Origin of the sequence: Psychrobium sp. 1_MG-2023, from assembly GCF_030689115.1 — a bacterium.
Lineage (GTDB): Bacteria > Pseudomonadota > Gammaproteobacteria > Enterobacterales > Psychrobiaceae > Psychrobium.
This window is the reverse complement of the sequence record NZ_JAUYVJ010000009.1, coordinates 47,373-62,403: the sequence shown is the minus strand read 5'-3', so window position 1 is coordinate 62,403 and position 15,031 is coordinate 47,373. Positions and strand designations below refer to the sequence as shown.

Sequence of the window (15,031 nt, the reverse complement as noted above, 5' to 3'; positions counted from 1 at the left end):
ATCTGTCCTATTCTTCATTTAATTCAGCATCTGGTGCAGCTTTACGGCTGCGCCACTGTGTTAATTGTGCATAAGCCATTACAGACATAATTGGAAATAAGCTGGCAAATGCGATTAATCCAAACCCATCAATTAATGGATTACGCCCGGGCACTGTTTCTGCTAGACCAAGGCCGAGCGCCGCAACTAGTGGTACAGTGACTGTTGAGGTTGTAACACCACCGGAGTCATACGCCAGTGGAATAATGAGTTTTGGGGCGACTAAGGTTTGCAACACGACAACAACATAGCCTGCCATGATGTACCAATGAATTGGGTCGCCGACCACAATCCGGTAACAGCCTAGAGAAATACCGATAGCAACACCTAGCGCAACTGATAGTCGTAACCCCCAGATACCAATAGCACCACCAGAAACTTCATTGGCTTTTATTGCCACGGCAATTAAAGACGGCTCAGCGATTGTCGTGGCAAAACCAATTAAAAAAGCGAATAAGTAAACCCAGTAATAGTCATGCCAATCTAAAGCAACGGCAGCGGCCGCAGCGGCGTCAGTCACTCCGGTTAAAAAGCTCGGGTCGGTTAACTGTTGTGCCATCAAGCGACCTAATGGAAATAATGCCCATTCAAGTCCGATTAAAAATAATGACAAACCAATAAGTACCCAGATAAAACCGACAATCACTTTAGTGAAGTTTGGCAAAGGTTTACGAATAACAGCAAATTGAAAACCAAATAGGATTGCTGCAATTGGTAACACATCACGTAATGTAGCTAGTACAGTGTTGCCAATTTGGCTAAATATTTCTACTAAACTCATAAAGTGATCATCCCGTACGCCATTACAAAAATCATTGGTGTGAGTGATGCAAATGCGATTAAACCAAAGCCATCAATCATTGGATTGCGTCCTTTAATCGATGATGCTAAGCCAACGCCTAGAGCTGTCACTAAAGGGACCGTGATAGTTGATGTGGTGACACCGCCAGAGTCATAGGCAATGCCAATGATCGCTTCAGGTGCAAAGCCCGTCATAATAACTACTAAGATATAGCCCCCAATGATAAACCACTGTAATGGCCAACCTTTGAGGATCCTTAATACGCCTAGCAAGATCGCAATACCAACACTAAGCGCAACACTCATACGTAAACCATTGGCATAACTTGCCATCGCCTCTTCACTTGAGCCAATGAGTTGACCATCGGCAGCGACCTTAGCGGCCTCCGCTGCAACTGCTATTAATGCAGGTTCAGCGACAGTTGTGCCAAAACCTAAAGCAAATGCAAAGGTCAACAACCAAGGTACGCTGCCTTTTTTGGCAAAGGCATGAGCCATCGACTCGCCAATGGGGAAGAGACCTTGCTCAAGTCCATGAATAAAAAAAGTTAAGCCAAGTAGCACGAAAACTACGCCTAACAATAGCTGACCCACATTGGGTAACGGCTGTTGCAACACCACTAATTGGAAAAACAATACCACCGCTATAATCGGGGCTAAATCTCGAATGCTACCAATTAAAAAGGTGAGTAATTTTTTTAATGTATCGCCCAATGAGTCGTCCTTTTACTTGCAAAAAAGTGATTAATTGACATGCTTAATTAAACAACACTAGCAATATCTTGCTGCTGATTTTTTGATCTTAAACAGATTAAGAGTAAAGTAGAGAGAGAGGCCAACTAAAGAAGCAATCAATTCATACTTAGGCCTACTTATTCGCAACTATTTTAAGGATAAACAATGAAGTTGAGTCATATAATCTTGTGGTTAATAGCTAGTCAGGTACTAACGAGTTTATCGCTCTCTGCAGAGCCAAAAGATCAGATCAAAACTGACGTGATAACTGATGTTAATGCTATTCCCTGGGGGATGGTGCTGCTTAATGAAAGACAGCTCTTAGTAACGTTGCGTCAAGGAAACGCAGTCATCGTTAATGTAAATACCGGTGTGCAACAACCTGTAACTGGATTGCCAGAAGTGATGGCAAGGGGGCAGGGCGGTTTGCTTGATGTGAAGCTTTCACCTGATTATCAGCAGAGTGGCTGGCTTTACTTTACTTATTCAAAGCCAGTGAATAACCAAGGTGCAACAACGTTGGCAAGAGCGAAGCTTACAGGTTCGGCTTTGTCACAGTGGCAAGATATATTAGTTACTCAATCGCGCAGTGACACATCCAGACATTATGGCTCGCGGATTACTTTTGATAATAAAGGGCATGTTTTTTTCTCTGTTGGTGACCGAGGTGTTCGTCCTAATGGGCAGGACTTAATGACTCATGCTGGCAGTATATTACGATTAACCCTCGACGGTAGCGTGCCGCAAGATAATCCTTTTATCGGGCGTGAGGATGTACTGCCAGAGATTTATAGTTATGGACACCGTAACCCTCAGGGGCTTGCCTTTGATGTTAACACGAATCGGCTATGGGCTATTGAGCATGGTCCGCGAGGGGGGGATGAAATTAATTTGATTAACCCTGGGAAAAACTACGGCTGGCCAGTGACGTCTCACGGTAAAGAATATTGGGGGCCATTACGCGTTGGAGAAAGCAAGGTCAGAACGGGTATTGAAACTCCGCTTAAAGTGTATTCCCCATCCATTGCCCCTTCGAGCTTACTACTTTATCAAGGTGAAGAGTTCAAGCAATGGCAAGGGGATTTATTTGCTGGGGCACTTAAGCTAACGCACCTAAACCATATTAAAATTAAAAATGGCCGAATATCTAAAGAGCGCCGTTACTTACTTGCACAAGAGCAGCGTATTCGCAATGTGATTAGTGATCCTCGAGGGCGATTAATTATTGCGACTGATGATGGTGAGATCATTAGATTGAGTGCGAAATAAATATACCGACTAAAGGCATGCCGGTATGACGGTCTAGAGGGCGTTATTATGTATACGTATCTTGAGTAATCTAATAGGGGTTAAAACAAAAAAGCCACTAAACCAAGTACTTTACGTTGCTTAAGTTTAGTGGCTTTTGCATAACCAGATACTGCACTCTGCATCGCAGAGCTATGTAAAGAGTTTAAGTTAGCTTTGTTCGCGCTCAATCGCACGGTAAGCGATATCTGTACGGTAGAACGCTTTATCCCAGCTAATTTGTTTAGTTAGTTCATAAGCGCGCTCTTGAGCCGCTGTCACTGTTTCGCCTAAAGCTGTAGCACATAGCACACGACCACCAGCAGTCACGATATCATCACCTTGCATCTTAGTGCCGGCGTGGAATACTTTAGCGTCGCTCGTGGCTGGTGCAATTCCTGTGATCACATCACCTTTCGGGTAACTTGCTGGGTAACCGCCAGCCGCAAGTACTACCCCTACAGCGGCACGAGAGTCAAACTTCGCTTCAACCGTGTCTAGTTTCTTAGCAAAAGAGGCTTCAACTAATTCAACTAAATCAGATTGTAAACGCATCATGATAGGTTGTGTTTCAGGATCACCGAAACGACAGTTGAATTCGATAACCTTCGGTGTGCCATCGCTCATGATCATAAGACCAGCGTATAGGAAACCAGTGTAGGTGTTACCTTCTGCTTTCATGCCGTTTACCGTTGGGTAAATGACTTCGTTCATGATGCGATCATGAATTTCTTGAGTCACTACTGGCGCTGGTGAATATGCACCCATACCACCTGTATTAGGGCCTGTATCGCCGTTACCTACACGTTTATGATCTTGGCTCGTTGCCATTGGTAAGACGTTGTCGCCATCAACCATCACGATAAATGAAGCTTCTTCACCGTCTAAGAACTCTTCGATAACGACACGGCTGCCCGCTTCGCCAAATGCGTTGCCAGCTAGCATGTCCTTAATCGCATCTTCCGCCTCTTCAAGGGTCATCGCAACGATAACGCCTTTACCAGCCGCTAAGCCGTCAGCTTTAACCACGATTGGTGCACCTTTTTCACGAACGTAAGCTAATGCTGGCTCAATTTCAGTGAAGTTTTGGTACCAAGCTGTTGGAATGTTTTGACGATCTAAGAAATCTTTAGTGAAGGCTTTTGAGCCTTCTAATTGCGCTGCTGCTTGGCGAGGGCCAAAACAGTTAAGGCCAGCGGCTTCAAAAGCGTCAACCACACCGATCACTAATGGTGCTTCTGGGCCAACAATCGTCATGCTAACGTCATTAGCTTTAGCAAAAGCGATTAAGCCTTCGATGTCGTTAACATCAATAGCAACATTTTCTAGCTTGTCTTCTAAAGTCGTGCCTGCATTGCCAGGAGCTACAAATACTTTAGCTACTTTTTCAGCTTGGGCTACTTTCCATGCCAATGCATGCTCACGACCGCCGCTACCAATAATTAATACATTCATGGGAAATCCTTAATAAAATTAAGTGGCATCAATTGGCAAAAAACTGATGCTTAGTTACTCAACAGTGAGTTAACTAAGCACCAGCTTTAACTAATCGATAACGTTAAATTAGTGTTTGAAGTGACGCATGCCAGTGAAGATCATTGTCATGTTGTGCTCATCCGCTGCCGCGATGATTTCTTCATCACGAATCGAACCACCTGGTTGAATGACACAGCTAATGCCAGCGGCCGCGGCTGCGTCGATACCGTCACGGAATGGGAAGAACGCATCAGAAGCCATAACGCTACCTGGAACCACTAACCCTTCATCTGCTGCTTTGATACCTGCAATTTTAGCCGAGTAAACACGGCTCATTTGGCCTGCACCAACACCCACAGTCATACCGTCACGTGCATAAACGATAGCGTTTGATTTAACGAACTTAGCCACTTTCCAGCAGAACATTAAGTCTTTTAGCTCTTGCTCGCTTGGTTGACGTTTAGAAACGATTTTTAGGTCGTCCAAACCAACCATGCCTAAATCTTTATCCTGAACTAACATGCCGCCGTTAACGCGTTTGTAGTCGTAACCAGCCGCTTTGTCTGAGAACTCACCACACTCTAAAAGGCGAACGTTTTTCTTTTCTGCAACGATCTTCTGTGCTTCGTCAGTGATGCTTGGCGCAATGATAACTTCAACAAATTGACGAGAAACGATAGCTTCAGCAGTCGTTGCGTCTAATTCGCGGTTAAAGGCAATGATGCCACCGAAAGCTGACGTTGGGTCAGTTTTAAAGGCGCGATCGTAAGCCCCAAGAATGTTGTCGTCGATTGCAACGCCACATGGGTTAGCGTGTTTAACGATAACACAAGCTGGTTCTGCGAACTCTTTAACACATTCAAGTGCCGCATCCGTGTCAGCGATGTTGTTAAATGATAAGGCTTTACCTTGAAGTTGCTTAGCAGTAGAAACAGATGCTTCACCTGGGTTCGCTTCAACATAAAACGCCGCTTGCTGGTGGCTGTTTTCACCGTAGCGTAAATCTTGTTGTTTAACTAACTGCGTGTTGAATGTACGAGCGAATTTTGACTCTTCGCTGCTTTCTTCACGGTGTGAAGGCACCATAGTACCGAAGTAGTTTGCAATCATGCCATCGTAAGCGGCTGTGTGCTCAAAGGCGGCAATCGCTAAATCAAAACGTGTTTGGTACGTTGTTGCACCGTCATTTTCATTCATTTCAGCGATAACACGATCGTAATCTGATGCGTTAACGATGATGGTGGTGTCTTTATGGTTTTTCGCTGTAGAACGAACCATGGTTGGGCCACCGATATCGATGTTTTCAATCGCATCTTCTAATGAACAACCTTCTTTTGCTACAGTGTCAGCAAATGGATATAAATTAACAACAACCATATCGATAGGGTTGATGTTGTTTTCGCTCATTACTGCTTCATCAACACCGCGACGAGCTAAGATGCCGCCATGTACTTTAGGGTGTAATGTTTTTACACGACCGTCCATGATTTCTGGGTGGCCAGTGTAATCTGAAACTTCGATGGTTTTAATGCCATTAGCTTCCAGCAATTTGGCAGTACCGCCAGTAGAAAGAATTTCTACACCTTTTGCGCTTAATGCTTGAGCGAACTCTACGATACCGTTTTTATCTGAAACGCTTAATAAAGCGCGTTTGATAGGTCTTGATGCTGACATGTTTTATGAAGCCTCATTAGTCAAAGTAAGTTAAAAATTATTAATAAATTCAAATCATTAAAGAATTGGATTAGGTAATAATTTTTAGGAATAGTGTGTTTCTGGCTAAACGCCAAAAAAATCGGTGTCTATTTTACAAGAAAATGTGATCTAAGTGGCAAAAAAATTCGTATTTATGACGAAAAAATACCAGCTTGTTGTTATCTTGCGGTATTAATTATGTATTTTTACAACATTAGTGCTTTATAGCTGAAGAAGGTCAGCATACTGAGCACAATGGTCAAGAGAATATTTTTTTTCCATAAGCCAATGACAACGGCAACAGCGCCACCAATTAAATAAGGGTTATCTAGTGATAACGCCAGCTCGCCTTGTGGCATTAAGACCGCAGGAACCCAAATTGCGGTTAACACGCAGGGGGCGCTAAATTTTAGTGCTCGCTCTAACTTGGGTGGTAAGCTAATCGCGTTCGCTCTGGCATATAACGCATAACGGATGCTGAAAGTCACTAGTGCCATTAACGCAATGAGTAGCCAAATATTCATTACTGTTCCTTCATTTGTTGTTCAAGTATATAGCCAGTAGCCATGCCAACGACTGAAGCGATAACCAGACCGAGTTTATGCGGTAAGTCATAACATACGACGGCTAATGCTCCACTGACCAACACCGCGATAATCATTGGTCGATTAATTAAGTGAGGCATCACCATACCGATAAAGGTTGCGGACATTGCAAAGTCTAGGCCCCACTCACCAATGCCTTCAATGTTACTGCCAAAGAATAAGCCCACTAAGGTCGCCAGATTCCAGCTGACATAAAAAGCCACACCAACACCTAAATAATGCCAATGATTATTCGCCGAGTCAGGGTTATCAAGATGGCGAGGGTAAGTGGCGGCAAACACTTCGTCAATGAGTAAAAAGCCCAATGGAATACGCCAGCGCTGTGGCAGATGCTTGACGTAAGGCAGCATGCTGGCCGCATAGATAAGGTGACGTAAATTAACAATCAGAGTCGCGCCAACAATAAAACCGATCGACGTACCCGCTGCTAGCATTCCTACCGCGACAAATTGGGCTGAGCCAGCAAAGACGATACTTGATAACCCCATTGTTTGCCAACCATCAAGTCCAGCATTGAGTGCTAGGGTGCCAAAAATGATTCCAAAAGGAACGCCGCCAACAATCAGTGGCAGCGCATCGAATACGCCTTTAAAAAATAGCTGTTTGGGTGAGTCTTTCATACACAGTACTAGATAATTAGCCGACCAAACAGATTATTAAAATTATCAGGCAGATACAATAGCAAAACGTCTTAGTCAGTTTGTCGTTTTGCTATTAATTGTGTTATTGCATTACCCCTTTAGCGCGGCTTTATCGCAGTCAACTGTTTCACATGTGTTTATTGATTCAAATTCAATGTGTTAAGCATGGTGGGTTACTCTTTGGTATGAGGTATGCCCCGGTATTAATTGCCTTTAAGGGGAGAGCTGTTAGGAGAAAAATTCAGGGACGAATTTTTAGATTTTGGCGTATGGATGCGCATCAAAATCGGTGACGTTAAGACAGCTTTTCACTTAAAGATCAGCAATTAAATTACGGGTCGCCTTTGCAAATAACATCCTTGTTATTTGTCCTACGGACCAGCTAAAGCTGTCTTAAATTGCTCCCTGCAATTTAATCTTTTATTACTTTTTTTGGCGAAGCACAAAATTGTCTGGAACAATTTTGTACAGCAAAGCTGCCCAAGGGGGAAATACATGGATGTATTTCATAAAAGAAAAGTAACTGGTGTGCTCAAGCAAGCCTCACATTAGTCAGTAACTCGCCTTAGCACATCAAAGATCCGCTGCCATTAACAAATCGCAATAATTAACAGTGACATACCTTTAGCGCTAATGGTGGTGATGCTTACTCGGTAGCGACTGTATATAAATGGCTAAGTATTCAACTTCATGGGGCTTTAAAAAGCCTCCCCAAGGTGGCATTAACGGGCTCTTGCCGACCGCTGGACCACCTTTATTGATAATTAATTCGATATCTTCAGCCGAGGTTTTAAAGTGATACAACGGTGAGGTGAAATCCGGTAACGGTACCCCCAGCGCCTTGGCATCAGGGCCATCACCATCGCCTTTTACGCCATGACAACGCGCGCAATTTACCGCAAATAAGCTAGCAACAATCTTTTCATCGTAACCTGCTGGTGGGGTGTCATCAGGGGTATCTTCAATCACATTGGCTTGTTCTATAGGCACTAGCTGGAGTACTTGCCCTGAAGGTTCAGAAGCGGCACCAAGGGTAGTGATCAGGATTTCGCCATTATTTAATTGAGTCACAGAACTAATGCCACGTTGAGCATATTGATTGGCGCGGGCAATAAACCTTACTTCACTCTGCTGGTTGTTGGGGTCGAGTGAAAACATTTTTGCCGAGTAATTATCAGCAAAAATATATTGTCCTACTAGTGTTTTTAATTGCTGCCCTCGATAAATGACTCCACCAATTACCGCTCGATCGTAGGCGGTATGTTGATAAGTGTAGAAAGGTTTTTGCTCAACTAAGCCGAGATTATTTCTTTCACTATCGGCATGAGGTAGGCCTTCAACATGCGGAAACTGATAGTGCATTCCTTTTTCGATGCGATTAATCTCTTCCCATACTGTAGAACCTACGTCGCCAAGCCATAACTGTGAGGTTGTTGAGTCAAAACTAAACCTAAATGGATTGCGCAATCCAACGGCCCAATATTCATCACGAACCTTAGAGTTGCCAATGAACGGATTATCAACAGGAATACGATAATGCTGCGCGATTATATGATTGGGTTGTTCGGTGGCAAGCTCAATGTTTGATGACTGCTGATTGACATCGATGCGAATTACCCCCGAGCGCAGAGTATCAGCAAGGGAGAGGATTTTTTTTGGGTGAACTCCTTCGCCTAATCCTAGGTACAGGTAACCGTCAGGACCGAATTCAACCGACCCCCCATTATGAAAACCGTCATTAACCCGTTCGAGTTGTAGAATAATTTTCTCAGAGGCTAAGCGCTCATCCTGTGTCGATAAGGTTAAGTCAAATACCGATAAACGATTAAACTGTGTATTAGCACTACGAGTGTCAGTGTAATAAAGATAAGCGCGAGTGGGCTGATTATCACTAGTAACATCTAATGGGTTAAAAGCGAGCCCGACAGCGCCGTTTTCAATTTCTACTTCACCAAGTAATGACGAAATGTCTAATATTTTTTCTGGCTGTTTGGTGTGTTCGATCGCGACTTTGTAAACACCACCAAAGCGTTCGAGTACATAAAGAGTGTTATTAAATGGGTTTGCTGGCTTTGCAATGACAGGTTGATGAAACTTAAATTGGGGGACGACATTTTTAAACCCCCAAGGCGTGGAGTCAACGGGGTTAAACCAAATGCGCCATTGGGTAATCTTATTAGCGACGTCTCGATCAGAGGTAAAGGCTTTACCTAATAATAACGGGGTAATGAAATAGGCTAGTGCAAGGATGCCTGAGAGCGTAGCGAAGCGTTTAAATAAACTGATTATCGCCTGTGTTAATGTTTTAAAAAACGGTTGCTGTAACCATATTATCTGCCAGCTTAACAAGCTTAATGCATAGAGAATGGTTGAAAATAGCCCGATTGCTGCTACTAGTTGAGCATCGTAATTAATCGTTGTTGCAATAAAAATATATAACGATGCTGTGGTATACGCCCATAAATAATAAATATACTCTGTGGCAAAACGCGCTGTTGAAGCAAAGGCATGGCTGCGCAGGTGCAAGAGGCTCAAACTAATTTGGATGAAGTAACAACCGGCAAAAATCTTAGCTATGTGCCATAAATCGTCTCGACTGACATGCACACTAGGCACTTTGAGTATCGATTTGGGAATTAAATCATGGCTACGAGTGTAGTAATAGGCGCTTAGTATAGCGAGAATCATTAATACCATTTGGCCAACAAAAACGATCCCTGAAATCTTTATCTGCTGTCTATCCACTAAATTATCCTTATCAAAGAGTTACTAATAATTAGCAATGTTTTATTTAGAGTGTAGACTTTTTATACAGGCATGATCATTTTACTTAGAACAAAGTCGGTTATTTTTATTTTACAAGGAGCTTTATGTGAAAGACCTAATGCGTTACACCCTAGCATCATCCTTGATTCTTTCTTTTCTACCAAGTGGTGCATCTGCTGCTGAAACAGTGGGGGCGAATACTCAAAGTAAAACTACAATAGATGATGGAGTGGTAGAGCAGCTATCAATCGTTGGTACACGTTTAGCTAAGCCCCCCCTGAGCAGTCATTCTGTGATCTCTCGCGAACAAATTGACAACCTCAATCCGGCATCCACGACCGACTTACTTCAGCTATTACCCAATGTCAGTCTTTCGCAAACGAGTGCTGGTACTGGGCAATCATATATTTCAATTCGTGGTGGCGAATCAAACTTTACGTTAATCATGATTGATAATGTGGTGGTCAATGACTCGACCAACAGTCGTGGTGGAGGATTTGACTTTAATCGCTTAAGTGTTGCAGCCATTGAGCGTGTTGAAGTTTATCGAGGTGGGGTGGCTGCCATTTATGGTAGTGAAGCGATTAGTGGTGTGATTCACTTTATTACAAAGCAGCCTAGCGCCTCGCAAGCTATATTGCAGGCCAAATTAGGCAGTGACGATTACCGTCAAATGGATGTGACCTTAACAGGAAACTTAACAGAAAAAGTAACGGCTTTGGTAAATGTCTCTTCTTCAGAGGTTGAATATTATACCTGGTCAAAGGCAAAGGATAAGCAAGCATTAATAACACTTAATAGTTTAGGAGAGCGGCTTAACCATCGATTCTCTTTGCTAGTCGGGGATCGAGAAGCGGCTTCGCTGGCAGAAGATAGTGGCGGCGAGTTGTATGCTCAAAAGCGCACACCAGAATTGCGTAGCAGTGATTTTGTCATGGCGGGTTTAAGTAGTGAGCTATTGGGGGACTCAGAGAGCTTATATGAGTCATTACATTTTGCTTTATCGTGGCAACGACAGCAAGAAACTTCAAACCATCCGGGGATTAGTAATGGTGTGTATTCTGGAGTACCAGCGAGCTTAATTGAATCGACCTATCGACGTGCCGAAGCGCAAGTATACGCTCACTGGTTGGCCAACGCTGACTGGCAAGTTGTCACAGGGGTTAGTCACCGTGATGCGGTTGGTGAAAATCAAGGCAACTTAGATTTTGGGATGTTGGTTCCAGTTAACTTTAGATTGGAACAGCAAGTATCATCCGTTTTCATTGAAACACAAAAACAGTGGCGAAAATTAAGCTTGAGCGTTGGACTACGCTATGAAAACCCTTCTGAATTCTCTGCTGATTTAGCAAATCAAGTTGGGCTTTCTTGGCAGTTTCTTCCAGCGCATCAGGTTTCGTTTAATTATAGTGAAGGTTATAAACTACCGAGTTTTTTCTCCCTTGCACATCCGTTAATAGGTAATAGCGAGTTAAAGCCTGAATCAAGCGAAAATTACGAATTAGGCTGGCACTATACCAATGATGAATCGTTGACTATGGACTTAGTCATTTTTGATAATCGCTATACTAACTTAGTTGATTTTGACCCAGTCATGTTTAAAGCAGTTAATCGTGGCGCTGTCGATGCGACAGGAGGGGAGTGGGGGGTGAACCACGCGGTTAATTCGTGGCTTGATATTGCCTTTAATGTTACCTATACAGACAGCGATATCAAACGCAGTCAGGTAAACTTACGCCGCAGACCTCAATGGTCTGGAGGTGCGGCTATCAATATGCAGTGGCAGCAATTCGATGCCAATATACGAAGTGACTATCGCAGCGAATTTTTCGATAGTTCGATTGCGACAGGAGAGCTAACGCTTCCGAGTTATTTGCAGTGGCATGTGAGTGGTGGTTGGCAGTTGAGCCAGCAGCTGCGTTTATCTCTTGCGATTGATAACCTGTTTGATAAACAATTTGAGCAATCGGTTGGTTTTATGAATCATGGCCGGCAAGTGGCTTTTGCTATTGATTATAAGATTTAATCATACGGGCTACTGAGTTTCGTCAGTAGCCTCATACTTTATTTACTGCTTAGCACACTTACAGTCCGCTTTTTAAAGAGTTTCTCTCCCCAATTATATATGCTAAGTCCTAACATAATGCACCCCGCACCAATGAGTAAGCTGTAACTGATACTCTCACCATTAAGCAAGACGCCTAATGTGACAGCGAATACTGGCGCGATTAACGTGATCAAAGCAACGGTGCTGGTATCGAGTTTTTGCAAGACAAAAAAGTAAGCGATAAAACCAATTAGAGAACCAAAGATACCCAGGTAGACAATGGCTGCGATTGACTGACTCGTCCATTGCTCAGTGTTGAAACTGCCATCGGTAATTAACCAGGTTAAGGCAAAAAATGGCAGCGAGCAATACAGTGCGCCAATGGTTGTCGCTAGTGGGTGAATACTAATAGTGACACTTTTTACCAAGACCGAACTGAGGCTGAAAAAACACATCGCAATAATCACCAGAGACATGCCAAAAAGGTTGGTTTGTCCTGTACTTAACTTATCCCAACAGACAATAGCTAAGCCTAAAAATGAAACCACTAAAGCAAGTAATTTAACCGGACTTAGTTTTGCTTCATTTAAAATTTTCGGGGCTAATAATCCGGCGACTACAGGAGATAAGCCAAAGACTAATGACATCATGCCGGAACTGACATGAGCGGCAGCAAAGTAACCGCACATCATGCCACCATAAATACCTAGGGCAGAATAAGCGTAAAGGCGCAGTGCCGTTGTCGACATCGGTAATTTGATGCGCATTAACACTAACAGAAAACTACCTAAAACAGCAGCAATAAGCATGCGTAATAATACGGCCATGGTTGGGTGGACACTCTCGCTGCTCCAAATGATGGCGAGTGGTGTTGTTGACCAAATTAAAATAACGCTCAAATAGGCGATAGGCACTTTCATTTCATTCACTCCTTGCTTGTTACTTCTGTAGTTATATGAGCAGCTGAAACTCTCTGGGCTAGAACAAAAAAAGCCGCAGGGTGAAGGCTGCGGCTTTAAAAATAAGATGAATATTAAGGTTAATTTATCTTTGCCACGGTCCCGAGCTACGCAGGTGATTGACTCGCAACCAGCGCATCCAAGCAATTTGTGTATGGCAAATTAGATTAAGCATTAATTGTTTACTTTTTGATTAAACAGACTATCGATACTGCGGTTTGCTGAAAGTTAAGTCAACTAATAATTTAATTTTTGTTAGTTAATTTCAGGGGGGTTGTTATGATAGGGAAAATACACGTTTTCACAGATTACTAATGACTTCATCACTACAGCATAAACTCACCTTTGATAACCGCTTTGTCACACAGTTAACGGCTGATCTTGAGCCTGAAAATTTTGTGCGTCAGGTATTTGATGCCGCCTATTCTTTAGCGATGCCCACCCCGACGGCAGCGCCGCAGCTAGTCGCTGTATCTTATGATGTTGCAATTGCTTGTGGTTTTGACTGTGATGATTTGGCACAGCCATTATTTAGTAAAGTATTTAGTGGTAATGGCTTACTTGATGGCATGACACCTTATGCGATGTGTTATGGCGGACATCAGTTTGGTCACTGGGCTGGTCAGCTTGGTGATGGACGGGCGATTAACCTTGGAGAGGTCGTCACCCCGACGGGGCATCAAACTTTACAGCTAAAAGGTGCTGGACCGACACCTTATTCACGTACCGCCGATGGCCGTGCAGTATTGCGAAGCTCGGTGAGGGAGTTTCTGTGCTCTGAGGCGATGTTTCATTTAGGTATTCCAACGACTCGAGCCTTAAGCCTTTGTTTGACTGGGGATGAGGTAGTTCGAGACATGTTCTATGATGGCCGAGCCGCAGCCGAACCTGGAGCTGTGGTGTGTCGTGTCTCATCATCGTTTATGCGTTTTGGTAACTTCCAGCTGGCCGCGAAGCGTCAGGATATGGCGTTGTTAAAAAGCTTAGCTGATTTTACCATTAAGCATGATTTTCCCCATTTATTATCAGACTCTACATTAATCGGCCCAGATGTTTACATCGCCTGGTTTAAAGAGGTTTGCCAACGGACTTGCGAATTAGTAATTGCGTGGCAACGTGTAGGCTTTGTTCATGGCGTAATGAATACTGACAATATGTCGATTATTGGTGAGACGATAGATTATGGACCTTATGGTTGGGTGGATAACTTTGATTTGGGGTGGACACCTAATACTACTGATGCTCAAGGCAAGCGTTATTGTTTTGGTCGCCAAGGTGAGATTGCGCAGTGGAATTTATTTCAACTGGCTAATGCCATTTACCCGTTAGTTGATGAAGCTGAGCCGTTAGAAGCACTTTTAGCTGAGTTTGCTACTGACTATCAACAACAATGGACACATATGATGGCGAGTAAGCTAGGTTTAGTGCAGTATTCAGCAGCAGATTTGCCATTAATTGAGCAACTTGAAACGCTCTTGATGGCGATAGAAACGGATATGACGATATTTTTCCGTACTCTGGCAACGTTAAAGCAGCAACAGCCTGTAGATGAACCACAACAATTATTACAATGTTTTACACCTTGTTACTATAATTTAGAGCAGGTTGATGAACTTTATTTAACGCAACTAGCCCAATGGCTAACCGCCTATTTAGAGCGAATTAGCACACAAAACATTTCGGACGAACGCCGTTCTGCGGCAATGAATAAAGTTAACCCTAAATATGTTCTGCGAAATTATCTTGCTCAGCAAGCAATTACCGCCGCCGAACAAGGGGATTTTAGTGAAATAGCAACGCTGCAAACACTGTTACAATTTCCTTATGATGAGCAGCCTGAATTTGAGCGCTATGCACAAAAACGCCCTGATTGGGCGAGGGACAAACCGGGATGTTCAATGCTGTCGTGTAGCTCGTAAATATTTGTATTCAAGAGATAATAGCTATTTAAGTAATTATATTTTAGTATGAGTTATAGTG

The 15,031-nt window shown here is 43.3% G+C and carries 11 protein-coding genes; 3 read left to right on the top strand and 8 right to left on the bottom strand.

The window, feature by feature from the left end:
• Positions 1 to 7: 7 nt before the first annotated feature.
• Positions 8 to 820 (bottom strand): DUF1538 domain-containing protein, encoded by an 813-nt coding sequence (locus tag Q8W26_RS06535; RefSeq protein WP_101214379.1) that lies wholly within the window; start codon positions 818 to 820, stop codon positions 8 to 10.
• Positions 817 to 1,554 (bottom strand): DUF1538 domain-containing protein, encoded by a 738-nt coding sequence (locus Q8W26_RS06530; protein WP_101214378.1) that lies wholly within the window; start codon positions 1,552 to 1,554, stop codon positions 817 to 819. Before Q8W26_RS06530 ends, Q8W26_RS06535 begins: the two co-directional genes overlap by 4 nt.
• 186 nt (positions 1,555 to 1,740) lie before the next feature.
• Between Q8W26_RS06530 and Q8W26_RS06525 the strand changes: the two genes are divergently transcribed.
• Complete coding sequence (locus Q8W26_RS06525) at positions 1,741 to 2,844, top strand: PQQ-dependent sugar dehydrogenase (RefSeq protein WP_101214377.1); 1,104 nt, start codon at positions 1,741 to 1,743, stop codon at positions 2,842 to 2,844.
• 189 nt (positions 2,845 to 3,033) lie between these two features.
• Here Q8W26_RS06525 and purD read toward each other — a convergent pair whose 3' ends face one another.
• From purD to Q8W26_RS06500, 5 genes are all read right to left on the bottom strand, one after another.
• The gene (gene purD / locus Q8W26_RS06520) at positions 3,034 to 4,317 is read right to left on the bottom strand and encodes a phosphoribosylamine--glycine ligase (protein ID WP_101214376.1); all 1,284 of its coding nucleotides are present in this window, start codon (positions 4,315 to 4,317) and stop codon (positions 3,034 to 3,036) included.
• Between the two features lie 108 nt (positions 4,318 to 4,425).
• The gene (purH, locus tag Q8W26_RS06515) at positions 4,426 to 6,012 is read right to left on the bottom strand and encodes a bifunctional phosphoribosylaminoimidazolecarboxamide formyltransferase/IMP cyclohydrolase (protein ID WP_101214375.1); all 1,587 of its coding nucleotides are present in this window, start codon (positions 6,010 to 6,012) and stop codon (positions 4,426 to 4,428) included.
• 227 nt (positions 6,013 to 6,239) lie between these two features.
• Complete coding sequence (locus tag Q8W26_RS06510; protein WP_101214374.1) at positions 6,240 to 6,557, bottom strand: AzlD domain-containing protein; 318 nt, start codon at positions 6,555 to 6,557, stop codon at positions 6,240 to 6,242.
• The gene (locus Q8W26_RS06505) at positions 6,557 to 7,258 is read right to left on the bottom strand and encodes an AzlC family ABC transporter permease (RefSeq protein WP_101214373.1); all 702 of its coding nucleotides are present in this window, start codon (positions 7,256 to 7,258) and stop codon (positions 6,557 to 6,559) included. The genes Q8W26_RS06510 and Q8W26_RS06505 overlap by 1 nt, the downstream gene beginning before the upstream one ends.
• Positions 7,259 to 7,909: 651 nt before the next feature.
• Positions 7,910 to 10,024: a PQQ-dependent sugar dehydrogenase gene (locus Q8W26_RS06500; protein WP_305472825.1), complete on the bottom strand. Its 2,115-nt coding sequence runs from the start codon at positions 10,022 to 10,024 to the stop codon at positions 7,910 to 7,912.
• Between the two features lie 127 nt (positions 10,025 to 10,151).
• Between Q8W26_RS06500 and Q8W26_RS06495 the strand changes: the two genes are divergently transcribed.
• Positions 10,152 to 12,071 carry a TonB-dependent siderophore receptor gene (locus Q8W26_RS06495; protein WP_305472823.1) on the top strand — a complete coding sequence of 640 codons (1,920 nt, stop codon included), beginning with the start codon at positions 10,152 to 10,154 and terminating at the stop codon, positions 12,069 to 12,071.
• A 38-nt stretch (positions 12,072 to 12,109) separates the two neighbouring features.
• On the opposite strand, the gene Q8W26_RS06490 is transcribed toward Q8W26_RS06495, so the two are convergent.
• The gene (locus tag Q8W26_RS06490) at positions 12,110 to 13,012 is read right to left on the bottom strand and encodes a DMT family transporter (protein ID WP_305472822.1); all 903 of its coding nucleotides are present in this window, start codon (positions 13,010 to 13,012) and stop codon (positions 12,110 to 12,112) included.
• Between the two features lie 353 nt (positions 13,013 to 13,365).
• On the opposite strand from Q8W26_RS06490, the gene Q8W26_RS06485 reads away from it, so the two are divergent.
• Positions 13,366 to 14,970 carry a YdiU family protein gene (locus tag Q8W26_RS06485; protein WP_305472820.1) on the top strand — a complete coding sequence of 535 codons (1,605 nt, stop codon included), beginning with the start codon at positions 13,366 to 13,368 and terminating at the stop codon, positions 14,968 to 14,970.
• Positions 14,971 to 15,031: the final 61 nt, after the last annotated feature.

Bases quoted from the DNA above. Each gene is read 5' to 3' on its own strand.
- purH (WP_101214375.1), bottom strand. From the start codon at position 6,012: ATGTCAGCATCAAGACCTATCAAACGCGCTTTATTAAGCGTTTCAGAT.
- purD (WP_101214376.1), bottom strand. From the start codon at position 4,317: ATGAATGTATTAATTATTGGTAGCGGCGGTCGTGAGCATGCATTGGCA.
- Q8W26_RS06525 (WP_101214377.1), top strand. From the start codon at position 1,741: ATGAAGTTGAGTCATATAATCTTGTGGTTAATAGCTAGTCAGGTACTA.
- Q8W26_RS06505 (WP_101214373.1), bottom strand. From the start codon at position 7,258: ATGAAAGACTCACCCAAACAGCTATTTTTTAAAGGCGTATTCGATGCG.
- Q8W26_RS06485 (WP_305472820.1), top strand. From the start codon at position 13,366: ATGACTTCATCACTACAGCATAAACTCACCTTTGATAACCGCTTTGTC.
- Q8W26_RS06510 (WP_101214374.1), bottom strand. From the start codon at position 6,557: ATGAATATTTGGCTACTCATTGCGTTAATGGCACTAGTGACTTTCAGC.
- Q8W26_RS06535 (WP_101214379.1), bottom strand. From the start codon at position 820: ATGAGTTTAGTAGAAATATTTAGCCAAATTGGCAACACTGTACTAGCT.
- Q8W26_RS06490 (WP_305472822.1), bottom strand. From the start codon at position 13,012: ATGAAAGTGCCTATCGCCTATTTGAGCGTTATTTTAATTTGGTCAACA.